General features: G+C 53.1%; 24 protein-coding genes. 6 read left to right on the top strand and 18 right to left on the bottom strand.

Features of this window, described 5'->3' with window-relative positions:
• Nucleotides 1–96: 96 nt before the first annotated feature.
• The 7 genes from tnpB to MHI42_RS21500 all read right to left on the bottom strand — a co-directional run bounded on the left by tnpB (nucleotide 97) and on the right by MHI42_RS21500 (nucleotide 8,249).
• The gene (gene tnpB / locus MHI42_RS21530) at nucleotides 97–1,218 is read right to left on the bottom strand and encodes an IS200/IS605 family element RNA-guided endonuclease TnpB (protein ID WP_342420608.1); all 1,122 of its coding nucleotides are present in this window, start codon (nucleotides 1,216–1,218) and stop codon (nucleotides 97–99) included.
• A 198-nt stretch (nucleotides 1,219–1,416) separates the two neighbouring features.
• Complete coding sequence (locus MHI42_RS21525) at nucleotides 1,417–2,217, bottom strand: ABC transporter ATP-binding protein (protein WP_342420607.1); 801 nt, start codon at nucleotides 2,215–2,217, stop codon at nucleotides 1,417–1,419.
• Nucleotides 2,217–3,248, bottom strand: a complete 1,032-nt coding sequence (locus MHI42_RS21520) for an iron chelate uptake ABC transporter family permease subunit (RefSeq protein ID WP_342420606.1) — start codon at nucleotides 3,246–3,248, stop codon at nucleotides 2,217–2,219. The genes MHI42_RS21525 and MHI42_RS21520 overlap by 1 nt, the downstream gene beginning before the upstream one ends.
• Nucleotides 3,245–4,285, bottom strand: a complete 1,041-nt coding sequence (locus MHI42_RS21515) for an iron ABC transporter permease (protein ID WP_042240817.1) — start codon at nucleotides 4,283–4,285, stop codon at nucleotides 3,245–3,247. Before MHI42_RS21515 ends, MHI42_RS21520 begins: the two co-directional genes overlap by 4 nt.
• Nucleotides 4,278–5,372 carry an iron-siderophore ABC transporter substrate-binding protein gene (locus MHI42_RS21510; protein ID WP_342420605.1) on the bottom strand — a complete coding sequence of 365 codons (1,095 nt, stop codon included), beginning with the start codon at nucleotides 5,370–5,372 and terminating at the stop codon, nucleotides 4,278–4,280. The genes MHI42_RS21515 and MHI42_RS21510 overlap by 8 nt, the downstream gene beginning before the upstream one ends.
• A 255-nt stretch (nucleotides 5,373–5,627) precedes the next feature.
• On the bottom strand, nucleotides 5,628–7,241 hold the full coding sequence (locus tag MHI42_RS21505) for a copper amine oxidase N-terminal domain-containing protein (RefSeq protein WP_342420604.1): 1,614 nt from the start codon (nucleotides 7,239–7,241) through the stop codon (nucleotides 5,628–5,630).
• 153 nt (nucleotides 7,242–7,394) lie between these two features.
• A complete protein-coding gene (locus tag MHI42_RS21500; RefSeq protein WP_171719190.1) occupies nucleotides 7,395–8,249 on the bottom strand; it encodes an SDR family oxidoreductase in 855 nt (284 codons plus the stop codon).
• Nucleotides 8,250–8,478: 229 nt separating this feature from the next.
• Between MHI42_RS21500 and nudC the strand changes: the two genes are divergently transcribed.
• On the top strand, nucleotides 8,479–9,351 hold the full coding sequence (gene nudC, locus MHI42_RS21495) for an NAD(+) diphosphatase (protein ID WP_342420603.1): 873 nt from the start codon (nucleotides 8,479–8,481) through the stop codon (nucleotides 9,349–9,351).
• A 12-nt stretch (nucleotides 9,352–9,363) separates the two neighbouring features.
• Here the strand turns inward: nudC and MHI42_RS21490 are convergent, their stop codons facing one another.
• Nucleotides 9,364–9,948, bottom strand: a complete 585-nt coding sequence (locus tag MHI42_RS21490) for an NAD(P)H-dependent oxidoreductase (RefSeq protein ID WP_342420602.1) — start codon at nucleotides 9,946–9,948, stop codon at nucleotides 9,364–9,366.
• A 120-nt stretch (nucleotides 9,949–10,068) separates the two neighbouring features.
• Here MHI42_RS21490 and MHI42_RS21485 point away from each other — a divergent pair, with 120 nt between their 5' ends.
• The gene (locus MHI42_RS21485; protein WP_342420601.1) at nucleotides 10,069–10,497 is read left to right on the top strand and encodes a MarR family transcriptional regulator; all 429 of its coding nucleotides are present in this window, start codon (nucleotides 10,069–10,071) and stop codon (nucleotides 10,495–10,497) included.
• Nucleotides 10,498–10,530: 33 nt separating this feature from the next.
• Here MHI42_RS21485 and MHI42_RS21480 read toward each other — a convergent pair whose 3' ends face one another.
• From MHI42_RS21480 to MHI42_RS21465, 4 genes are all read right to left on the bottom strand, one after another.
• Nucleotides 10,531–11,949, bottom strand: coding sequence for a DHA2 family efflux MFS transporter permease subunit (locus tag MHI42_RS21480; RefSeq protein ID WP_342420600.1), 1,419 nt, complete (start codon nucleotides 11,947–11,949; stop codon nucleotides 10,531–10,533).
• A gap of 53 nt (nucleotides 11,950–12,002) precedes the next feature.
• The gene (locus MHI42_RS21475; protein WP_171719195.1) at nucleotides 12,003–12,752 is read right to left on the bottom strand and encodes an ABC transporter permease; all 750 of its coding nucleotides are present in this window, start codon (nucleotides 12,750–12,752) and stop codon (nucleotides 12,003–12,005) included.
• Nucleotides 12,749–13,675 carry an ABC transporter ATP-binding protein gene (locus MHI42_RS21470; protein ID WP_342420599.1) on the bottom strand — a complete coding sequence of 309 codons (927 nt, stop codon included), beginning with the start codon at nucleotides 13,673–13,675 and terminating at the stop codon, nucleotides 12,749–12,751. Before MHI42_RS21470 ends, MHI42_RS21475 begins: the two co-directional genes overlap by 4 nt.
• A 68-nt stretch (nucleotides 13,676–13,743) precedes the next feature.
• Nucleotides 13,744–14,430 carry a TetR/AcrR family transcriptional regulator gene (locus MHI42_RS21465; RefSeq protein ID WP_171719197.1) on the bottom strand — a complete coding sequence of 229 codons (687 nt, stop codon included), beginning with the start codon at nucleotides 14,428–14,430 and terminating at the stop codon, nucleotides 13,744–13,746.
• Between the two features lie 175 nt (nucleotides 14,431–14,605).
• On the opposite strand from MHI42_RS21465, the gene MHI42_RS21460 reads away from it, so the two are divergent.
• Entirely contained in the window at nucleotides 14,606–15,640 is a 1,035-nt protein-coding gene (locus MHI42_RS21460; RefSeq protein ID WP_171719198.1) for a stalk domain-containing protein, read from the top strand.
• 22 nt (nucleotides 15,641–15,662) lie between these two features.
• Here MHI42_RS21460 and MHI42_RS21455 read toward each other — a convergent pair whose 3' ends face one another.
• From MHI42_RS21455 to MHI42_RS21440, 4 genes are all read right to left on the bottom strand, one after another.
• Entirely contained in the window at nucleotides 15,663–16,661 is a 999-nt protein-coding gene (locus MHI42_RS21455) for a diguanylate cyclase (RefSeq protein ID WP_342420598.1), read from the bottom strand.
• 33 nt (nucleotides 16,662–16,694) lie between these two features.
• The gene (locus MHI42_RS21450; RefSeq protein WP_342420597.1) at nucleotides 16,695–17,498 is read right to left on the bottom strand and encodes an alpha/beta hydrolase; all 804 of its coding nucleotides are present in this window, start codon (nucleotides 17,496–17,498) and stop codon (nucleotides 16,695–16,697) included.
• A 98-nt stretch (nucleotides 17,499–17,596) separates the two neighbouring features.
• Complete coding sequence (locus tag MHI42_RS21445; protein ID WP_342420596.1) at nucleotides 17,597–18,361, bottom strand: hypothetical protein; 765 nt, start codon at nucleotides 18,359–18,361, stop codon at nucleotides 17,597–17,599.
• Nucleotides 18,362–18,602: 241 nt separating this feature from the next.
• Nucleotides 18,603–18,944, bottom strand: coding sequence for a zinc ribbon domain-containing protein YjdM (locus tag MHI42_RS21440; RefSeq protein WP_171719202.1), 342 nt, complete (start codon nucleotides 18,942–18,944; stop codon nucleotides 18,603–18,605).
• A 228-nt stretch (nucleotides 18,945–19,172) separates the two neighbouring features.
• Between MHI42_RS21440 and MHI42_RS21435 the strand changes: the two genes are divergently transcribed.
• From MHI42_RS21435 to MHI42_RS21425, 3 genes are all read left to right on the top strand, one after another.
• A complete protein-coding gene (locus MHI42_RS21435) occupies nucleotides 19,173–19,565 on the top strand; it encodes a GNAT family N-acetyltransferase (protein WP_342420595.1) in 393 nt (130 codons plus the stop codon).
• Between the two features lie 80 nt (nucleotides 19,566–19,645).
• The gene (locus tag MHI42_RS21430; protein WP_342420594.1) at nucleotides 19,646–20,605 is read left to right on the top strand and encodes a catalase family peroxidase; all 960 of its coding nucleotides are present in this window, start codon (nucleotides 19,646–19,648) and stop codon (nucleotides 20,603–20,605) included.
• 144 nt (nucleotides 20,606–20,749) lie between these two features.
• Nucleotides 20,750–21,637 (top strand): diacylglycerol kinase family protein, encoded by an 888-nt coding sequence (locus MHI42_RS21425; protein ID WP_171719205.1) that lies wholly within the window; start codon nucleotides 20,750–20,752, stop codon nucleotides 21,635–21,637.
• A gap of 12 nt (nucleotides 21,638–21,649) precedes the next feature.
• Here MHI42_RS21425 and MHI42_RS21420 read toward each other — a convergent pair whose 3' ends face one another.
• Both MHI42_RS21420 and MHI42_RS21415 read right to left on the bottom strand, forming a co-directional pair.
• Nucleotides 21,650–22,531, bottom strand: coding sequence for a phosphotransferase (locus MHI42_RS21420; protein WP_171719206.1), 882 nt, complete (start codon nucleotides 22,529–22,531; stop codon nucleotides 21,650–21,652).
• Nucleotides 22,532–22,776: 245 nt separating this feature from the next.
• Nucleotides 22,777–23,253, bottom strand: coding sequence for a DinB family protein (locus tag MHI42_RS21415; protein ID WP_171719207.1), 477 nt, complete (start codon nucleotides 23,251–23,253; stop codon nucleotides 22,777–22,779).
• Nucleotides 23,254–23,311 lie beyond the last annotated feature (58 nt).

The following is a 23,311-nucleotide window of genomic DNA, read 5'->3' as shown; positions in this document are numbered from 1 at the left end:
TGAAGTGGCGGATTCTTGCGAACAGAAGAGTACCCTCTTCTTATGGAGCAAGCGATCCCTGCATTCCCGCAGTTCTGTCGTTTTATGGGGTAGCGGTTAAACCGCTGCCTTTTTGATATTGTAGGAAGCATTCTCGTCACGGTTATGGTGCGTCCCGCACGATACACACGTCCATTCCCGAACCGAAAGGTTCTTCACCTCGGGGTGGATCGTGCCACACACATGGCACCGCTGACTGGTCGGCTCGAACGTGTCGGCTACCCGGAGGGTTCGTCCATACCAAACGGCCTTATACGTCAGTTGTCGCACCCACTCGCCCCAAGAGGCATCGGCGATGGATTTTGAAAGTTTGGGATTCTGAATCATATTCGCCACTCGCAGATGTTCGATGCTGATCGTTTGGTTTTCACGGATCAGTTTCGTCGTCAATTGGTGCAGGAAATCATTTCGTTTATTTGAAATACGTTCGTGAATCCGAGCAATGTGTTGCTTCGCTTTTTTCCAGTTGGAGCCTCCTGGAGTGCGCCGTGCCAATCGCCGCTGCCAACGAGCCAGTTTTTTCTCCTCTTGGCGGTAATAGCGAGGATTGGCGTAACGTTCTCCATTCGAGCATACGGCATATTCCTTTAAGCCCAGGTCGATGCCGATATGTGCTTCTACTTGCGGAAGGGGGGCTTTTTCGACCTCACAAACGAGCGAGACGAAAAACTTCCCGCTGGCGTTTTGACGTACCGTAGCGGACAATATCCGGCCCTCCAGCTTCCGAGAATTCGCAAAACGCATCCAGCCCAGCTTCGGGAGTTTCAAGCGACTGCCTTCAATGGCGATATTCCCGTTGGTGAATTTGGTCGTGTAACTTTGAACCGGATGCTTCCGGCTCTTGAAGTGCGGCGCTTGATTTTGCTTTTTGAAAAAGCGATCAAAACTATCCGCCACCTGACGAGCAGCCGATTGCAAAGCGATACTATCGACTTCTTTCAGCCAGTCGTATTGTGCTTTTAATCCTGGAAGTTGTGTCGCACAAGTGTGATAGGACAAACCTTTGCCCGTTTTCTCATAGGTTAGGTTCCAAGCCCCCAGGAAATAATTGTACACGAAACGGCAGCAGCCAAACATTCGCCTTATGAGTTGCTGTTGCTCCGTATTGGGGTAGACCCGATATTTATAGGCTTGATGGATAAGGTGTTTCGAAGAAACATCCTGAACAGAACCGATCATATGCGACACCCCCCTTTTAGTTATTTTTCCCTATTGTAGCACATACGTTCGACTTAAAGTCGAAAACCGCTGATTCATCCCCACCCTGCCGAGGGTGGAGTATTCTCAGCTTTTTAGATAAAAAGGCTGCCCGCCGGTATGCTCCGGTTAGGACAGCCTTATGAGATGTAGACTTTGGCAAGCGGCGACTTCCTCTGCTTAGTTGGTATGATACCGTCCTCTGGGTACGACCAGCGGAGAGCCCGAGACCGGATCAGCGATTACCGTGCAATCCAGCCCGAAGATCTCTTTGACCCGCGTGCCTGTAATCACCTCTGCAGGCGTACCGGCAGCGACAAGCTTACCCGTATGAAGCGCAAAAATATGGTCGGCATACCGCGCAGACAGGTTGATATCATGCAGCACCATTACAATCGTCGTTCCGTGCTTGCGGTTCAGATCGGTGAGCAGATCGAGAATCTCGACCTGATAGGTAATATCCAGGAAGGTCGTCGGTTCATCGAGAAACAGGATGTCCGTCTGCTGGGCCAGCGCCATGGCGATCCAGACACGCTGCTGCTGGCCGCCCGAGAGCTCATCGATATTATGATTGGCGAACTCGGTGATATTCATAATCTCCATCGCTTCGGCAACGGCCTCATAATCCTTCCTGGACCATCCGCCAAGCAGCGACTGATGCGGAAATCTGCCCCGTCCCACCAAGTCGGCGACAGAGATTCCTTCCGGAACAATCGGAGACTGCGGCAGGAGCCCAATTACGCGGGCCAATGGTTTGGCCGGCATTTTGGAGATCGGCTTGCCGTCGAGGGTAACCTTACCCGAGGTTGGCTTGATAAGTCTGGCCATTGTTTTGAGCAGCGTGGACTTGCCGCAGCCGTTCGAGCCGATAATTACACTGATTTTATGATCAGGAATTACCAGGTCTACGCCGTGGATAACCGTCTTATTCTCATAGCCCGCTACGAGCTGCTCGGCCCCGAAAAGATGTGTCTTGTTCATTATAACTCTCCCTTTCGATTCATCCGGATTAACAGGAAGATCAGATATGGCGCTCCGAGTAATCCGGTAATGATGCCTACAGGGAATCTGTACTCAAAAGCAAATTGTCCGATCAGATCGGACGCCAGAACCAAATTAACTCCGACAAGACCCGCCGGAAGGATATTCGAGGCACCTGTTCCAACGAGTCTCTTCGCGATCGGCCCCGACAGGAAGGAGACAAAGGCAATCGGTCCTGTAGTAGCCGTAGCAATCGCAACCATACAGACAGAACTGACAATCAGCGCAATTCTTGTCTTATCTGTGCTTATGCCGAGCGAGGTGGCCGATTGTTCTCCAAGCTCCAGTATACTCAGATGCTTGCCCAGCAGGATGATGATTGGCGTACAGATGATTACGATGATCACCAGCGGCGGAAGCTCGCGCATTTGTGAGCCGTTGAGACTGCCGGTCAGCCATCTGATGGCTGAGGGAACGTCTTTCTCGGAGCTAATCAGCAGCAGATAGGAGATTACAGCATCCAGCATAGCCTGCAAGCCGATCCCGATCAGGATCAGCCGCCCGATGGAGAAGGTCTTCCCTCTGGATAGTACATAAATCAGCAGCACCGTGGCCAGACCGGCAATTACCGAAGCAAGGGATATCACTGCTCCGCTTGCGTGAAGTATGACGATGCAGTACACCGCCGCCGCGCTTGAGCCGGACGTAATGCCAATCACGTTCGGGTTCGCAAGCGGGTTACGCAGCATCGTCTGAAAGGTGTATCCCGCAATGCCAAAGGCAAATCCGGCGAACAGTCCCGCCAGCATCCGCGGCAGCCGGATGATATTCACCGCAAAAGAGACTCCCTTGAGCTCCTCTCCGGAGAGCGCCCGGATGACATCTGTCACCGGATAGATCGTATTCCCGAGCAGAAGCATCGCGCAGCACAGAATAAGTGCAAGTACTGCGAGGAGGCTGGTCACCAGTATGCCCCGGCGGTGCCTGCGGCGTCTGCCAGCAATAATATATTCAATCGCCTGATTTGTCATAATGACCGCACTTTCGATTTCATCGCTAATAGAATTAGGATCGGCGCCCCTACAAACGCTGTAACTACACCGACTTCAAGCTCCCCGGGACTTCCAATAAGCCTGCCGCCTACATCCGATATCGTCAGAATAATGGCTCCGGTAACCGCTGACATAGGGATAACGAAACGCAGGTCTGATCCAAGGATAAGACGTATGACGTGAGTTGATAACAAGCCGATGAAGCCGATCGGCCCGGCCAAAGCTGTAACGGCACCACATAACAGTACACCTGCAAGCGCCGCAATGAGCCGCAGTGTACCTGTCCGCACACCCAGACCCGTCGCCACATCATCGCCCAGTGCCAGCGCATTCAGGGCCGGAGCCGTAATGAACGCGATCAGCATACCGGCGAGCAGGAACGGGATAAATGTCGTAATGCTGCTCCAGGTTCCCGAGCCGACGCTCCCCACCTGCCAGAACCGGAACTGGTCCATAACATAAGAGCGCGGAATCATGATGGCTGTGACCAGAGAAGATAAGGCAGCGCTTATGGCAGCACCCGCCAGAACGAGCTTAATGGGCGTGGCTCCGCCACGTCCCATTGAGCCGATTCCGAATACGAATACAGCAGTAATCGCAGCTCCGGCCAGAGCTAACCATATATATTGGTTCGCGGAGCTTATGTTCAAGAACGCAATTCCGCAAACCACAAACAAGGATGCTCCCGTGTTCACTCCCAGTATGCTCGGGTCGGCAATCGGATTGCGGGTAACCGCCTGCATCAGTGCCCCCGATACTCCGAGTGCCCCGCCGCACATTAAACTGAATACCGTCCGGGAAATCCGCTTGCGGACTACGTTTGCCCCGTAGCTGTCCACCTCCGGATGAAATAAACCATCGATCAGTTCATTCCACCCCACGTGACGCGCTCCCAGTACAAGGGAGGCTATCACGCATAAGACAAGCAATACCAGGCAACTCATCAGCACCAGGGTAAAGTTCTTCGGGATATGCAATTTTAGCTGTTTATCGTCCGAAAGCGGTGAACTATTCATTTATTTTATCAATAGCTCCTCCAATTAAGGCAAGGTATTCATCAATCGTGTATGCAATGGACAGCGGGTTAGGCGTACCAGCTGCTACCAGCGGTGTATCACTGTCGATAAAGGCAACCGAACCTCTTTCAATGGCAGGGATTTTGCCCAGCAGCGAATCCGCCTGAAGTGTCTTGAGCAATTCGTCATTCCCATAACCGACGATAAGATCAGCATCGTACAGGGCTTCCACATTCTCTGCGCTTAAGCTCAAAGAGTAGCTGGTAGGGTCCGTAATCTGGGAGGTAATGCTTTCCGGATAAACCATTCCAAGCTCATACAGGAACGAGACACGGGAATCCACAGGCGTATAAATATGTAATTTGGACAGGTCCTCAGCGGAGAAGTTAACCCAAACCACTTTTTTACCGTTAATCTGCGGATATTTGCCTGCCTTTTCGTTAACCAGGGCTTCGGTGTCCTTGATCAGCTGCTCCCCTTCTGCCTTCATGCCCATACCTTCTGAGTTCAACAGCACCTGCTCACGCCAAGTGGTTGCCCAAGGAGCTGTCGGATAAGCGACTACCGGAGCAATCTGGCTAAGCGTATCATAGTCTTCCTGTGTAATTCCGGAGTATGCGGCCAGAATGACATCCGGGTCGGCATCCGAGATGGCCTCGAAATCAAGACCGTCGGTATCCTGGAACACATTAGGATCGGTTACATTAAGCTCCTTCAGCTTATCTGCTGTCCATGGCAACAGTCCGCTGTCATCCTGAACGCCGAAGTTCGCTGCCGAGAAGCCTACAGGTACAACGCCAAGCGCTAGAGCCACGTCATGATTCGCCCATTGAATGGTCACTACACGTTCAGGCTTCCTCTCAAGTACAGCTTCGCCAAGAGCGTGCTTGATGGTAATCGGATACTGCGTAGCATCCTGGGAGGCTGGTGCTTCTGTAGCAGCCGCTTCAGCAGATGCCGCAGCAGTTGCAGCCGGAGATGGTGAAGCGGCTGAATTAGACTCCTGATTTGAGCATCCAACCAGCGCTATAGTAAGTGCAAATGGAATTAATAATGTTTTCAAAGAAAACCTTCTTGTTGTGTTCATGCGTGGACCCTTCCTTATCTTATAATGTATTTTTTTGTTCTTCTGCTGACTAAACGGCGGAGTGACCCCTCATCCCCAAAAATATTGTGCAACTTTATACGATAATGAGAATCATTATCGATAAATATATAGTTGCCTGGACAGGTTGTCAATGTAAAAAATGGATTTTGCACGAAAAAAACCGCAAGCGGGCACTGTTCAAGTGCTCCGTTTGCGGGAATTCTACGCTTAGGCTGAAGGGTTTATGGCCTCACCCTACATGCTTTTAGTTAGCGTGATGGATTTATCTCCACCCCATTGTACATCCCAGCCAAGCAGCTCCGTAATAAAGCGGAGAGGTACGACTGTTCTGTTGTCGTCGTTCACAAATACTTTGGCGCCAACAGATTGTCTCATCCCGTTGACCTCCATGAAATCCTTGTTCATCCAGAATACCAGTGTGTCGCTGCCTGCCTTAATCGTGACCTGCTGCGCCGCTTTATCCCATTTCACTTCAGCCCCGATACCCTCGCTCAGGTAACGAAGCGGAATGTAGGTCATGCCGCTCCAGATGAAGGGCTCTGTATCCATTTGCGTTACAGTGCCGTTAATGTTCAGCACGCCGCTGCCTACCTTCATCCAGACCTTGGTCATTGCTGCAGGATCTGTTGTAGCAGGTGTAGCTGCTTCCTGAAACTTGTCGTTAAACTGCGTTACAATCGCATTGCCCAGCGCTTGTCCGACACTGAACATGGTCTTGTAGCCCTCGCGGTTCGTCTGGTAAGAAGCGGTGTAGTCGCCCGATGCATACTTCGTAAGCACCTGCTGTACCTGATTCTCATGGGTTGTCAGCGCGTCTTGGCCTGCAGCCTTAGGCAGGTTGCCTGCGGTTGCCGAATCAAGGAACGCGGCGAATTCAGTTGTGAATCCGGCGATACGCGCCTCTACCGCGGCTTGGGCTGCTGCATCCTTATTTTTGACTGCCGATACAAAATCAGCTTGGGCGTTGACATGGTTCGTTACCCAGATTTGCTCGAATGCCGCTGCACCCTCTGCCCCATAGATGGAGGCAATGGCTGCTTTGAAGTCAGCCGTGTTCATGGCTTCAGCCCGGATCAGCGCGTCCGAAGCGGCTCTTCCCTCATACTGCTCCTGCATTTGCAGAGCCGACAGGGCGAAATGCTCGCCGGCCAATTGATTGAGCGCGGATCTCAGATCAGCTGCTTTGGTATCGGCTTTGGTGCTTTCGAATTTGGCAGGCATCTGGGTAACGATTGCGCTCGACAATGCCTTACTGATGCCGAACATTTCAGCGTAGCCTTTACGGTAGGCCTCATAGGCGCCCTGGTAATCGCCCGCTGCATAATCCTCGAATACCTCCTGGACATGATCCTCGTGACTGCGGATGACCTGCTTCGCTGCGGCTGCCGGAAGCTTGCCCTCTGTCGCCGTGCCGAGGAAATTGCCGAATTCGTCTACAAAGCCGCTTACTTTATCTTCTGCCGTTTGAATTGCGGCTGTATCCTTGTTCTTCGTTGCCTTCACAAGCTCATCTGTGTACTGATTATGGGCGCGGAAGATTCTTTCGAATTCAGCTGCGCCTGCATCGCCATACAACGAAGCAATAGCCGGCTGCATATCGAGTGCGTTCTGATCAAGCGCCTTGTAGGCGGCCGCCGCATCCGGTGTGCCGTCATAGGCTTTGGTCATGGCCGTTACCGCCAGGGTGAAATGCTCGGAGAGCAAATAATCCAGTCCGGCTCTCAGTTCAGCTGCCGGTGTGTTCACCGATGCCTTCACTGCTGTAGCAGCCGGCGACGCTGCACCCGCCATTGTCGGCATCAATAAGGTCATGCTTAACATGGGAACGATCCATTTCTTCATTGTCATCTCGCTTCACTCCTTAGGTTAGTGTTATGAGTGTTACGCGGACAGTTCAGGTATGGATCACCCATAGATCAAAAAAAATCCCCACACGCTAAATTTAGCAAGTGGGGATACTTTGAAAATAGGCATCATAGGCTGCTATGCCGGGATAGTAAATTAGGCCAAAAGCTGGCGTACACCTTCACTAAGCGGTGTAAGCGGACGGTTCAGCAGCTTCTCCAGGTCACCGCTCTCGATATTCAGTGCACCGTCGCGGATCGCGCCTTGGATGGCAACTACAATCGGCAGCGCAGCTTCCGGTACGCCTGCACCGGCCATGATCTTCGCATAAGTAGCGTCATCTACTTGCTGTACGTTAACCTCTTGCCCGAGCACCTCACCAACCACGGCTGCCAGTTCAGCCTGGGTGAGCGGCTTGCCGGACAATTCATAAATGACATTCTCACGGCCTTCACCGGCCAGAACTGCAGCAGCCGCCTGGGCATAATCGCTGCGTGTGGCCCAGCCCACCTTGCCGTCTTCCGCGGAGGTCAGCCAAGGTGCGCCGGCTTTCACGGCCTGAATGGAGCCGGCTTCATTCTCCAGATACCAGTTATTGCGCAGGAAGGCATAAGGAATGCCGGATTCACGGATGAACTCTTCGGTAGCACGGTGTACCGGTGCCAGGAACAGGGAGCTGTTATCGGCATCGCCTACGCTGGTATAGACAATGAAGCCTACACCCGCACGGACAGCGGCATCCACAGCGGCCTTATGCTGGCGGATACGTGTATCATTGTCACCGTCTGCCGAGACAATCAGCAGACGCTCTACTCCGGCAAAGGCTGCATCCAGCGTCTCCGGCTGATCAAAATCGCCATGACGGACATCGACTCCGCGTGCTTGCAGCTCAGCTGCCTTCTCCGGGTTTCTGACACTGGCTACAATATTCTCAGCCGGTACGGTCTTGAGTAATGTCTCTGCTGCGATGGAACCAAATTGACCCGTTGCTCCTGTTAATGCGATTTTCATTTCAATTCCTCCATTATGAGTATCTTTTATTTGAATAGCAGTTGTTATTTCCCGTAAACATAGGTGATTTGATCTCCTGTAACCATTGTAGTTACATGTTGGCGGAATGTCAAATGGTTTGTTTCATCAGCTGATGACAGGTATGGAATGCGCATAACGCTGAATGGTTAGCATTCCCTTATCATGCTATTCTTAATAGACAAATTCCCTTTCAGAAAGGTTCTGCATAATGGAGAAACAGAGAGAAAGCATCTATACACGCTATGTTCCGGGATTGACTCCGGAATCTGAATTCAATGGTGAGGCCTGCCAGCTCATCTTCCAATCCGGCAAGCTGCTTGTTACGGAGCCTTCCTCCCCTTCCGGCATCCCTATGGCCCGCTCCCTTGAAGAGCTTGCGGTTACGCCGCTGCGCATACTCTACCTAGGCACCTTCGCGGGTCTCCCCTGCTATGCCTCAGAAGTAAGCGCGGAAGCTCCCGAGCCGCCGGGCCTCGCTTTCCGGCCGCTGCGCTCCTTATATGAGGTGCTGGAGGAGGACCTGTTCCATCTTGCCGGCAAAGCGCTGCAGCTGCTGGTCTGGGACGGCAATCACCGGTTCTGCGGACGTTGCGGAACTGAAACCGCCCACTCTCTGACGGAACGGTCCCGGATCTGCCCGCAGTGCGGGCTGGTTAGTTACCCGCAGCTTGCGCCTGCCGTCATTACAGCAATTCTGAAAGATAATCAGCTTCTGCTCGCCCATGCTCCGCATTTCCAGAACGGGATGTACGGGCTGATTGCCGGCTTTGTCGAGCCGGGTGAGACCCTGGAGGATTGTGTGCGGCGTGAGACTATGGAAGAGGTCGGCCTGAAGGTTAAGAATATAACCTATTTCGGCAGCCAGCAGTGGCCTTTTCCCAATTCCCTGATGGTCGGCTTCCTTGCAGAGTATGAGAGCGGGGAAATAACGGTCGACGGCGAAGAGCTTGATCATGCCGCATGGTTCCCTACAGATCAATTACCCGTTATTCCGCCGCCGGTCAGCATCGCCCGCAAAATCATCGACTGGGTCGTAGAACAACACTCTGAGTCAGGTGCAGCTGCAGACAAGGAATTATAGACAGGACCCGATTCAGCCTACCGTCTTGAAATAGCGGTAGATCTGCTCCAGCTTATGGCTCTGCTTGCCCTTCGGACTCTCCATATTCCCGAATTCAAAGAATTTCACCTTACGGATGCCTACGAAATTAAACAGCGCTTTGCGCATCAGCACCTTATGTGAGTTATGGAGCCACAACAGCGGATAATGGGTCGGCCCCTTCATGACGGAAATGCAGACCACGCTCTTTCCCTTGAGCAGCCCTTCCGGCAGAAGTCCGCCCTTATCGCGGTACGCGAACCCTGAAGCGAACATGCGGTCAATGTACCCCATTAGCATGGCCGGCGGTCTTCCCCACCAGATCGGATAGACCAGCACAATCTGATCGGCCCACAGCAGCTGTTCCCTGTATTCCTCAAGCTCCGGATCACGGTACATATCGCGTCTGCGCTTATTCTCATTAAACACCAGCACCGGATCAAATCCGGCCTCATACAAATCAAGCACTTTGACTTCGTTAATCTTCGTATTCTCCTTGCTGCCGCGCAGCACTTCCTGCAGAAAAGCATAGCTGAGACTGCGGTGGTTCGGATGTGTATAAATAACGAGTGTGTTCATCAGTGTATTCCCCTTTAGTTATCATTTGATAACAAAAACATAGCATAGCTTTAATTTAGTTGTCAAATGATAATTGTTTTTTGATAATTAATTTGGTATGTTTTCCTCTGAGGTGATCTTATGGACAACAACCAGCTGTTCCAGAAATTCGTAGCCTTCAGTGCTGCCGTCCATCAAATAACAAACGATATAACCAAAGATGTGAAATCAGAGGCCTTAACGCCGCTGCAATATAAAATTCTCGAATACATCGCCGTCAGCCAGCCGGTAACACTCAGCGAGGTCAGTGACTGTATGCAGATGTCGATGCCCAATACGAGCCGTGAAGTGAAAAAGCTCAGCGAAAAGGGCGTCTGTACCCGGATCACCGACCCGGATGACCGCCGCAAGCAGGGTATCACGCTCTCTGCCGCAGGCGAAGCGCTGATGAACGAAGCCTTCCAGCAGATCGCCGTCCGGTTCGAGCAGCGTATTGCGGGTATAACGGCTGCAGAACGCAAAGAGATCGAGCGGGCGCTCGATCTCTTGCAGCAGAAAGTATTTTATTAAGCCTAGACTATCCTATCCCTATTACAACACTGGTTATTTCACAGCAACGCCCTTCGCCGGAATCTCGGCGGGGGCTTCCTTGCGTTTGATGAAGAAGGCCAGGATCAGCGCAGCTACTGCGGCTCCTGTCGTTACCATAGAAGCCACATTCATCCCGTGAATTAAGCTGTGGACATCTCCCGTTGGTTTCTGGCCGCCGCCGCTATGAGTCATTATGGTGACCAGCAGCGCTGTTCCGATGGAACCGGCGACGGTCCGCAGCGTGGTGTTCACGGGAATCCCATGCCGGATCAGGGCAGGCGGCAGGGAATTCATCCCGCTGGTGATGACCGGCAGCAAGGTCAGGCTGACGCCGACCATCCGCAGAGAATAGCCGACCATCAGGAACGTATAGGTCGTATGCTCTGTCAGATTCGAGAACAGCAAGGCAGAGATGACCGTCAGGCCGAGTCCGGTGATGACCAACGTCCGGGCACCTATTTTATCGAATAGCCTGCCCGCTATGGGCGACATAATACAGATGAGAATTGCACCGGGGAGCAGCATGAGACCTGATTTGAGCGCGGTATAGCCAAGCATGGTCTGCATGTAGATAGGCAGCAGCAGCTGGGCACTCAGCATGATAATCATCAGTATCATACTGATCACTGTAGCCATAGTAAAAGCAGGACTGGTGAATACCCGCAGCTCCAGCAGAGGATTCTCCATGGTCAATTGCCGCCAGACGAACAGGCCCAGCGCAAGGAACCCGACCGCCAGGGAGATCAGCACCTCCGTGCTTCCCCACCCTTTGCTGCCGGAGACGCTGAATCCGTATAATACGCCGCCGAAGCCAAGCGAGGATAACGTCATGGATAACGCATCCACCTTGCTTTTCACCTGCGGGGTAACATTCTTAACGAGAAAGACTCCAATGACGGTGATTAGCAGCGAGTATGGAGCCAGAATATAGAACAGCAAACGCCAGGAATGATCCTCTACCAGCCAGCCGTTCAATACAGGTCCGATGGCCGGGGCGAAATTAACTGCAAGCCCGATCATCCCCATCGTGAACCCCCGCTTAGCAACCGGGATCAGGATGAACGTTAACGTCTGCACCAGGGGAAGCATGATGCCCACTCCGACGGCCTGCACTATTCTTCCGGTGAGCAGCAGTCCGAAATTCGGCGAGACCGCACACAGGAGCGTTCCTGCAGTCAGCATGCCCATGGCAAAGACGAAGACCTGCTTGGTTGTAAACCTCTGAATCAGAAAAGCCGTGATCGGAACCACAATGCCTGTAACCAGTGCAAAAGCCGTCGTCAGCCATTGGGCAGTACTCGTGGACACCTGGAAATCGCCCATAATATTCGGCAGTGCTGTATTCAGTGAAGATTGATTCAGCAGCCCCACCATGGCCCCGATAATCAGAATAGCCATGATTAGCACGGTTCCCTTTGGTATCTTCTCCATTCCATTCCCCTCCATTGATACGTATTTGATAACCTTCTAAAAGTCCGCCTGATTTATGTCTGGTCGGCATAACGCCACCAGGCAAGAGTACCTATTACGCCAATGCCGCCGGTGAGATACGGAAGCATGCGGCTAATCGCCTCCAGATGGGAGCTCTCCTCCCCCGAAGCGCCGCTGAACAATCCGGGAACGGCCCATGGAATATATTCCACAATGCCGAGCGCCCCGCCGAACTGGGCAACTACAATGGTCAGCAGGACCACGCCGAGCGGAGTCATATAACCACGGCCGATACAAGCCATCCACGCTACAGGCATGCTCAGACAGATCACCATTAGACTGACCTCCGCGTAACGGCTGAAGCCATGAAGAATGACCTCCAGGCTCCATCCGTCCAAGCCGACAAGCCCTGCTGTTAAGCAGCCGACGATGAACACCAGCAGCGCCAGCCCCATGCTGAGGACAGCGGCAACGAGCAGCTTGGCGGCGGCCACCCCGTATCTGGACAGCGGCAGGGCCAGCAGATCCTTGAGCGTACGGTCGGAATATTCCCGGCCGAAGATCCAGCTGAACACAAACCCGAATCCGATGAGGCCCCCCATAGAGATCACAATACCAAGCTCCTTCAGGAGCCCCTCCATATTGATCTCACCCTCGAAGCTGCTCTGGGAGCCGATCGTTCCCGAGAAGACCAGCCCGATCATGACCGGCACCATCATACTGGCTGCAAGCGAGATCCAGAACAGTCTGGAACGGCGAAGCTTCAGCACCTCTACCCCCAAGGCCGATATCCATTGACTCATCCTTTCATTCCTCCTTCAGCCTCAATCATTCTCAGAAAATAAGCCTCCAAATCCTCTTCCTCCACCTGGATCAGCGTGGGCGGCATATCCGCATACACAAGCAGCTTGGAGATGTGGTCCGGGTTCGCGATAGCACGTTCATCCGCAAGCAGCAGCGTTCCCTCTCCGGCTTCCTGCACAGCATACCCGGCCTGAATCAGCCTCTTCCGGACGCTTGCCGGATCGCGGGTCTGCACAAGCAGGCGCTTGCGGAGCAGCTGCTGCAGCTCCTTCATATCCGCCTCCTGCAGCAGCCGGCCCTGATGCACAATGCCAATCCGCGTCGTCAGCCTGGAGACCTCACCGAGAATATGGCTGGAGATAAAAATCGTTACGCCGTGCTGAAGTGCAAGCTCCCGGAGCAGCTCCCGCACCTCCACAATCCCGGCCGGATCAAGCCCGTTCGTCGGCTCATCCAGAATCAGCACCTGCGGATGATGCAGCATGGCCTTGGCGAGACCCAGCCGCTGCCCGTTGCCGAGGGAGAGCGTCCCCGCCTTGCGGTCCCGGTAAGCGGTAAGCTGAAGCTTATCGATGATGCTGTCAATGGCCCTGCGGTCTGCGATACCCCGCAGCCTGCGGATAATCTCCAGATTCTCGCGGACGGTCAGCTCAGGATAGGAGTAGGGCGTCTCGACCATGTACCCTACATTCGCCCACAGCTTATGGCTGCCCGCATCCACCCGCTGTCCGAATACATAGGAGGACCCGGAGTCGGGGCGGATCATGCCCAGCAGCATGCGGATGGTTGTTGTTTTGCCGGCACCGTTCAGTCCCAGGAAGCCGTAGATTTCGCCCTGGTTCACCTCCAGCGACAATCCGTTCACAGCATGATTGCTGCCAAAATGCTTCGTTAATCGTTCCGTCTGAATCATTGCGGTCATAACATCACTCCTGCCCTTCGTTTAAAACTAACTAGTTGTTTATATTTTGCCAAAAGAACAGCCGTCTCTTACAGCAAAGACGGCTCCATAACGCCATGAATAATAAACTGCACGATCTGCCGGGTGGTCTCTTCTCTCATCTGCGGGGAGTCCAGTGTCCCCAGCAAATGTTCAAACCGTGAAGATGACTGCAGGGTAGCTGTAGTCACATTCATAATCAGAATCGGAAACAATGCCGGGTCCAGATCCTGGCGGAGGATTCCGTTCTTCTGTGCAGCTAAGGCCAATTCATGCATTTGTGTAGCATCGTCCGGACGATAGGTGATCTGATTCCAGGTCCTCCAGTCTTCAGCGGCCTCCCAGAATAGAATTCTCAGGTAACTCCGGTGCTCCAGAAGGAAGGACACCGTTTCCCGGGTCGAAGATTCCAGGAAGCTCCTGAACGCCGCAGGGTCCGATGCAAGCTTGTCATTCTGCAATAATCCGCTAATGAACGCGCCTGTAATCTGTTCGCCAATCTGGTCTGCGCGTTTGACTACTTCTGTATATAGACCCAGCTTGTCGCCAAAATACTGATAAATCAGGCTTTTATTGTACCCGGACGCCTTCGCAATGACATCAATCCGTGCCGCTGAATAGCCAAGCTCGGCAAAGATCTTCTCGGCTGCATCAAGAATAATCCCTCTGGTTCGGGCAGCATCGTAAATTTTGGGCCTCCGTTTACTTTCTGCTGATGCTATACTTGCCACCTCCATTTATAACTAACTGGTTAGATTTTATGATGAATTCCTGCAGAAGTCAAGTGCAATTCATTTGAGCCTGGCCCAATCCCCTTGGCCCGGCCTTCCCTTCCAACAATTGGCACAGAACCATTTCTTCCCGGCAACGTCCAATGTATAGAGTTAAATCTATCCATAAGGTGATGAATCCATGACAGCAAGAAGAACTGCGCTGCTATCCCTGCTCGGGCTGACCCTGTTAGCTCCAGCCTCTGTCCATGCAGAAGCAGCCGCCACCCCTAAACCTATCTCCATCTACCTGGACGGGCAGCAGCTTCAGCCTGAAGCCCGGCCGCTTAACATCAGCGGTACTGTGCTCGTACCCATGCGTAACCTGTTTGAAGCCCAGGGTGCCGGGCTCTCCTGGAATAATTCGAGCAAGACTGTGACGGCTACCAAAGGCGGCACAACGCTGACCTACACCATTGGCTCAGCCACTGCCCGGCTGAACGGGCAACCGCTCGCCCTGAGCGTACCGGGGCAGCTGTCGCAGGGCTACAGCATGATCCCCCTGCGCTTCGTCAGTGAAGCCCTGGGCAGCACCGTTACCTGGGATGCAGCAACCGGTTCCGTCTCCATCTCTTCGGCCGCTACCTATCATACCTCGGTCACTTGGGGCGTGAATCTGCGCAGCTCCCCGGATTCGGACAGCGAAGCCAACACGCTTGCCCTGCTGCCCGCAGGCAGCAAAGTCCAGGTCATCCGCGAAGTGAATGCTCTTTGGCTGGAGGTGCGGACGGAAGATCATGTGACCGGATATTTGTCCTCCAAGCCGAAATATACAGATTACAAAAGCGGCTCTCTGCTGCAGAAGCAGGGGGAGGCGCTGATTGCCTACGGGAAGAAATATCTGAATGCGCCTTATGTATTCGGGGCTTCGCCCGATCAGACCGATACGTTCGACTGCTCGTCTTTTGTGAAACGGGTATTTGCGGACACGCTCTCGGTTGAGCTTCCCCGTGTGTCTTATGATCAGGCGCTGGAAGGCACTGAGGTTGGAGTGGACGAGCTGCGCACGGGAGATCTGCTCTTCTTCAGCGCCCGGGGGCTGGATATTGGACATGTCGCTATCTATGCCGGAAATAATCAAATGCTGCATACCTATTCCAAAGAGCTCGGTGTACATATCGAGGCTTTCGGCAGCCAGTGGAAGAAACGTTTCGTTACCGCCCGCAGAATTTTATAACATCAAGTATGTTCTTACTTCTCTACCAAGGCAGGGCGCTGGAATCCATGCAATGCGTAACGCGGTTCCGGCCCTGCTCTTTGGAGGTGTAGAGCGCCTGATCCGCTTGCCGCAGCAGGGTTGTCTCATTACCCGTGCCTGCAAATGTAGCAATACCCACGCTCGCTGTAATGCCGCCGGGGATATTGGATCCCCATGCCGCCCGGGCAATTTCATGACGCAGGTTATCGGCAATTAGTATCGACTCCTGGGCATTGATGTCCGGAAGAATAAGCACGAACTCTTCGCCGCCATATCTGGCCGCCATATCCTGCTCCCGGCAATGATAGCGGAGGATGCTCCCCATCTGCTCCAGCACATAGTCACCTGCCTGATGCCCCAGCGTATCATTTACTTGTTTGAAGTGGTCTATATCAAGGATCAGCAGCGAAAATAAACGTCCCTGCTCCCTATACCTTGCGATATGCTCCTCCAGTGCTTCCTGAAAATACCGTCTATTCTTCAGTCCTGTAAGCTTGTCCGTAGTGGAGCGTTCAACCAGAATAGCATTCAGCTCCAGCAGCTCTGCCTGCTTCTGCTCAATCTCGGCATGGAGCTGCTTCAGCTCGGCGAGCGTCTGCTCCTTCTCCCAGTAAGCTTCCTCTATCTGCTTCTTGGCAGACCGCAGCTCCCGCTCATAATCCATGCGCTTGCTCATCTGAACCAAGGCACAATCAATAACCTCTACGCCCTCATGCTCGTACCGCCTGCCGTTCAGGATGTACGGAATGGACTGGCCGCCGCTGTCCTTCAAGCTGATGAACAGCTCATCCACCTGCCCGTGCAAATTGATATTAGGGTAAAAGTACGAATGGAAAACAAGCTGGTTCGCTTTTGACATAATCGATTCCAAATGCTTGTGCTCCAGCCCTTCCCGCTTATAGCCCGTCATATCGAGGAAGGTCTGGTTCATCTCCGTGATCATACCTTCGTGTGTAATGGAAATATACCCGCAAGGGGCATATTCCAGCCGTTTATCCATGTTCCTGTACCCTCTCCATACCTCTTAATGGCTTCAATCGCATTGCAGATATTCGTTAATCAGCATAATCGTCTCTTCCGGGTGGCTGATATGCGGATAATGCCCTTTGGCTTCCAGCAGCCGGAAGGTACTGTTGCTTAAGTGTCTATGCAGATACTCCCCGGCCTCTATCGGCACGATACTGTCATCGGAGCACTGCAGAATCAGTGTGGGAACGGTTGACTTGGCCAGCTCCGCCCGGTGATCAGACAGGAAGGTAACCTCGGCGAATTCTCTGGCAATGACCGGGTCCCCGGAAATGAAGGTCCGCTCCAGCTCCTTCGTGAGCTCAGGCAGATCCGGATTCTTCATCGCCAGCGGCGCCATAAATCCGGCCCAGCCGGAGAAATTCATCTCCATCATTTCCAGCAGCTCAGCGATATCACTCCGCTCAAATCCGCCGATGTAGCCTTCACCATCGTTCAGATAACACGGGGACGGGCCGATCATAATCATTTTGCGGAAATATTCCGGCCGCTCAATGGCAGCAAGCATTCCGATCATCGAGCTGACAGAGTGGCCGACAAATATAACACCGGTCAGCTGCAGCGAATCTATAACATCAAGCACGTCCTGCACATAGCCGCCGAAGCTGCTGTACTTCTCTCCGCTGTAGGCTGAATGATCCGAATTGCCTGAGCCGACATAATCAAAAAGCACCATCCGGTACTTCTTCTCAAAAGCAGGCGTAATAAATTGCCACATACCCTGGTCACAGCCGAATCCATGGGCAAAAACGAGGGTCTGCTCCCCTTCTCCAATAACTCTTACCTTGTTGCGTGCCATAACACTGCTCATGCTCACTTGCTCCCTTTATTCATCACGTTCCCTCCATTCTGGGGCGCACCTATGCAAAGATCAAGCAATCATTATGTGTCTGCATGTGTCTGCGCGTCTCATGGTGTCCATTGATCGTGAATAATACCAACCAGCGCATGATCATCACCGTTTGTCTCAAAAACAAGATAGAGGCTGCGCCAGTCCATCCCTTCCTCAGCCAAATCCAGCCCGCCGATGTAATATTCGACGAAATCATGGTTCGCTTCCGGATAGACTTCATTGAGATTTCCGGAGGTCTGCTCCTTACGCAGTTCCTTATTCACTGCAATCCCGGCATCCTGCTCAAAGTCAGCATCATAGATATACCACTTATAATAATCCGCAAAATTAAGCTCAATAACCTCACCCGTACCTTCGAACAACCGCCACACGCGTTTTGCAGGATCCTCCAACAAGGTGTCCACCTCATCTTTGGTGAATACAAGATCATTAACTGTATCGACATAGGCGAAGGGTGAAAAACGGATTCCCCGCTCAGGATGCACCCAGGCGGCAAGCTGATCCATATCCTTCTCTTTAAGTGCGGTGATCACGGCTGCTGCTGCCTCCAGAATATCGGGCGGCTGTCCTTCTTCGGTTGATGGAGCTGATGGGGCTGATGGGGTTGATGATGCTGGCGATTGGACCGGTGTTGGATTGGATGTCTGTAGCGGTGTCTGCTGCGGTGGGTCTACGGGGGCTGTCCCGGGAGTTGACTGCAGTGCTTCCTGTGTGTGCTGCGGTTCCTGCGAAGGCACGGTTGCTCCCTCCGGTGTCCCGCTGCAGGCGGTAAGCCATAACATAGCTGCCATAAAGGCAGCGCATCCGATGTACCTTTTCATTGGGCAAGTTCCCTCCTACAAAATTTGTGCGCATCAGCTTTTGGACAATGGGGGCCCGCCTGCTCCGGACGTCTGTACTACATCCTTCCCCTTTCAATAGAGGAATGAATCCAGTATCCGCTGCCCGGAGCGGAAACAGCAATGGAAACGGAAGAAATACGGGGCGATAATCCTATAGCAGCAAGAAATAGAAGAACCGGAATCTGCTGGCCGCTGGGGTTCAGATACCGGTCCTTCTGTTTTATGCTTTGCGGACAAACTCCGACTTCAGCTTCATCGCACCAAATCCGTCGATTTTGCAGTCGATATCATGGTCGCCTTCCACCAGCCGGATGTTCTTCACCTTAGTGCCTATCTTCAGAACGGATGAGCTGCCTTTTACCTTGAGGTCCTTAATCACCGTTACGGTGTCCCCGTCAGCCAGAACATTACCGTTCGAATCCTTAACCACCTTCTGGTCCACGTTGCTTGCATTCTCTGTGTCCAAAGACCACTCATGTCCGCATTCCGGACATACCAGAAGCGCTCCGTCCTCATAGGTGTACACGGAACTGCACTGCGGGCAGTTTGGTAATTCATTCATTATTTCTTTTCTCCATTTCTGCTTAAGCACTTTTTTGGGATAATCCTGCTTAATTTTAGCATATAGCTTGATAGCCAGCGACAATTATATTATTATCTAATTAGATATTTATCTAATAGAAAGCTGGTGGTTATCATCACCCAATTAGAAGCAGTTCCTGATCCACTATCCCCGGAAAGCCTTCAGATTCAAGCCTCAATCCTTAATTCCCAGCCTGCCTTCAATCTCATGGTGGAGCATAAAGCGTACCTCGATCCGCTGGAGATCCGCGAAGACAACAGGAAGAACCTCGAAATGGGAGAAAAGATGCTGTACATCAAGGCCCATAGCGGTTACGCCGGGCTAATTACCTACCTTCCCGATTACGGACAGGATCATCATCCATGGATCGGGCTTCTGGTTATTCACCAGCAGTATAACCGGCAGGGTATCGGGAAGACTGCGGTCCATAAGCTGGAGCAGATATTTAAGCAGCAGGGCTTACATGCGGCCAGGCTGGCGGTTCAGCTCGAGAATAAGGCCGGTGAAGCATTCTGGACTGCGAACGGTTTTGTCCGGATCAGAAGTGCCATGGATAACCACAATAATGAAGTGGATGTCTACGAGAAGCAGTTTAAGTAAAATGCCGGTGTGGTAATAACTATGATCCAGCTGATGCAGCTTGTCCGGGTACAAATAATCTTACGAGGAGTGAGTATGGCATGAATACATCTGATCGGATCAGCCATCTTCCCGCAAGCGGGGAGGAATATTCCGGCCTGGCCGCTGAGGCCGTAGACGCGATCGAGGAGCTGTCCGGGGTGCATCCCGGATACCGCCGCGCGCATGCCAAGGGAATCTGCTGCCGCGCTTTCTTCCGGCCAAGCGGCCTGGGCATGGAATTCACTACCGCAGCACATCTTCAGGAGCAGCAGGTAGACGCAGTGGTCCGTTTCTCGGGCAGCTCCACCGATCCGGCGCTGGCGGACCTTCTCTCGCCCGCCAAGGGTATGGCGGTCCAGTTCAGCCTGCCGGATGGAGGGATTACCAATCTGGTCGGAGTGACGATACCTGTCTTTTTTTCCCGCACCCCTGAGTCATTCATAGATATTGTCCGTACGGCCCACCGCGCACAGGCTGGCACACTCGGGACCCTGGAGCTGATCAAGGAAATCACGGTCCACTTCAGCGAGAGCAAGACGAGTCTGCTGGCCGTGAAACGGCTGAAGCCGCCTGCCAGCTACGCAGAGAGTCATTATTACTGCATTCATGCTTATTATATGGTGAATTCAGCGGGAAGGCAGCAGCCCGTGCGGTTCGAGTGGATTCCCGAGACGGGAGTGCGTACCTTATCGGCTGAAGATGCAGCGCAGCAGCCGGAGCATTATCTGGAGGATGAACTTGAGCTTCGCTTCAAAGATGAGACGGCCATCTTCCAGCTTGTGGCTGTTCTCGGTGAAGAAGAGGACCCGACGGATGACCCTACCCGTGCCTGGCCTGAGGACCGCCGGAGAATCGATCTCGGCCGGCTGCATATCTCGGAGATCATTCCGGAACCGGAGGGGCTGGTAATGGACCCCACCGCCATCACGTCCGGGATACAGCTGTCGGACGATCCGATTCTTAACTTCCGCAGTGCAGCCTATGCCGATTCTCATCATAGACGAAGTGAAGGAAGATAATCCCGGCCGGAGCTGCGGTGAAGGCTGTCCGGATACAAATTAAGCGCCAAAGGGACTTTTTGCTGCCCTTTGGCGCTTTTGATTCAATCGCTAGGCCTGGTTGGGTAATGGATAATAATCCAGACACACAGAGAGGAGTGCAGTATGCAGCAGGCTATGATTATCATTAACCCTGCGTCCGGCAAAGCAGACGCGCGGGACTATATCCGCAGTGCGGAAGAGATTCTGCAAAGCGCAGGGTATCAGGTTACCATCCATGAAACCGCAGGGGAGGGGGATGCAACTGCGTTCTGCGTGCAGGCATGCAGCGGTGGCTATGATCTGGTGGTGGCCATCGGCGGAGACGGCACCCTTCACGAGACCATGAACGGGCTTGCCGATCAAGAGCACCGCCCTACGCTAGGGATCGTGCCCATGGGAACGGTGAATGACTTCGCCCGTGCCCTGCAGATTCCGCTAAGTCCTGCGGATGCCATCCGGACGCTCTCTTCCTCCCGTACGCAAAGAGTCGACATGGGCCGGCTGAACGACCGGCTGTTCGTAAATGTGGTTGCTGCGGGCTCACTGGCCGGCTCACTCTCTTCTGTTACCACCGAAGACAAGACCCGGCTGGGTTTCCTGGCTTATCTGAAAGAAGGCATTAAGGAGCTGGCCAGCAACAGCGCACACACTCTGACCATTACGCATGACGGGGAGATCTGGGAAGGCTCTTCACCGCTGTTTATCGCGGCGCTTACGAATTCAGTAGGCGGCTTCGAGAAGCTTGCGCCCGGTGCTGCGGTAGATGACGGGCTGCTTCACTGCTTCATCGTCAAGGATCTTAATCTGCTGAACACCGTTACAGTCAGCATCTCTTTGCTGCTCGGCAACCTGAGAAATCATAAAGATGTTATCTACTTCACGGCCAGAGAAGTCGCGGTGCACTCTCCCGAGCCGGTGAAGACCAATGTCGATGGTGAAGAAGGCCCGCCGCTCCCAATCCGCCTAAGCACGATTCCGCGTCACATCCGGGTTATTGTGCCGGAGCAGTGACTAGACAGCAGGTTATGAATGGTCACTCCCGTGCAGATCACTGAAATCCTCATTCAGCGTCCACTCCAGACGCCGAACCCACTCACGCTGCACCTCTTTGGGAGCAATCCGCAGCCGGTGCAGCACATTCCACACTTTATATAGGCTGGATGCCTTCAACTGCTGCGGTGTGAACGACAGCGGATTCCCGGACAGGTAGCCCCGGATGAAGGCTGCATTCAGCTTCTGGGCTTGCCCGGGGTAATGCAGCTTCGTGAACCAGCAGACCCAGGCCACGTCATTAAGCGGACCGCCCCATTCTGCCCATTCCCAGTCCAGCACATGAAGTGTACCTTCCGGTTCACAAAGTATATTATGTACCCCGTAATCCCCATGCGTCAGAACCCAAGGCTGGTCCTGGGCACCGGCAGCCGACAGGAGCTGGAGCGAATCCCTGCTCAGGGGACCCGGTACGAATTCTAACCTCTTAATCATCTGACTAAGTGCGGATCTGTTGCTGAGGCGCAGACCTTGCTCCAGCAGTTGATACGGCTGCGAATGAATCTGGGAAGCCAGCAGCTGGCCCATTCTGCTGTATATTTGTTCCGCTCTTGCCCAGTCTCCTGCATCAAGGACGGATTGTGCACTTACGCCCGGCATGCAGTCCATCACGAGTATCCTCATCCCGTCCATCTCTGACACCTCATGTATGGCCGGTGTATCACAGCTTCCCTGCACCAGCTTCATTGCCTGGATCTCATTGAGCGTGTCTTCGTTGGACAGATTCGTTACTTTGGCTACAAGCGGAGGCTCCGCCCCCGCCATCAGATAGGCGAAATTTGTATACCCTCCTGTAAGCCGCTCCAACCGGCAGGCATATCTTATTTCCAGCGCTCTGATGATATTAGCATTCATGATATGAAATCCCTCTCTTTTTCCTTCAGTAGACAATAATCCAAGAATATCACATGCTCCAGTTTATTACAGATTAAGGCTTTCTGCACAAGCAGCCCGGCAGGCAACTTCAGGTATCAAGCTTCAGCGGGAACTTGTGTGCAGCATATACATTCTTTTATTTGCAGCATAAACAGACCCGCAAGTAACTTTACGGGTCTGTTCGGGATGCTTCTTATCGTTCCGGCAGTATTTGCGCAGATTGGTTACTGCCGAAGCGTGACGTATAGCTTGTGTAACACGACCATTTGGCCGATATGGTAGGCATTATGCGTAGCCGCATTGCTGATGATTTCCCACCAGGCAGCCGGTTCAGGGAATCCTTCCACCTGCTCCTCCAGTCCCTCTTCGGACAACAGGGTCTGCCATTGCAGCAAGACCTGCAGCAGGCTTCCCCGCAGCTCGCTGAATGCAGTACCCTCCGGAACCACAAAGCTGCGGTTGTTATCACCAACCGGAGGGACAGCATCCACCCGCCCCGCCCGGTACCTGCTCTGCCAGGTCTCATTCCAGTACAGCAAATGCCGGGTAAGCTCTGCAATACTGTTCAAGCCCGCTCCGGGCTTCCAGAAAGCTTCTTCCTCTGTAACCGCCTCTACCGCCTGAATGAACGGAAGATGCCAGCTGGGGTCATTGGCATTCGCCAATAATTGATTGGCAAGCACATCCTTGGCATGAACCATACTTCCACTCTCCTTTTCTTACTGAAAATACCACAATCCGGACATCCTAAGCCAGGTA

The sequence above is a fragment of the Paenibacillus sp. FSL E2-0178 genome (assembly GCF_038593005.1).
Classification (GTDB): Bacteria; Bacillota; Bacilli; order Paenibacillales; family Paenibacillaceae; genus Paenibacillus_AQ; species Paenibacillus_AQ phytohabitans.
This window is presented reverse-complemented; position numbering and strand designations above follow the sequence as displayed.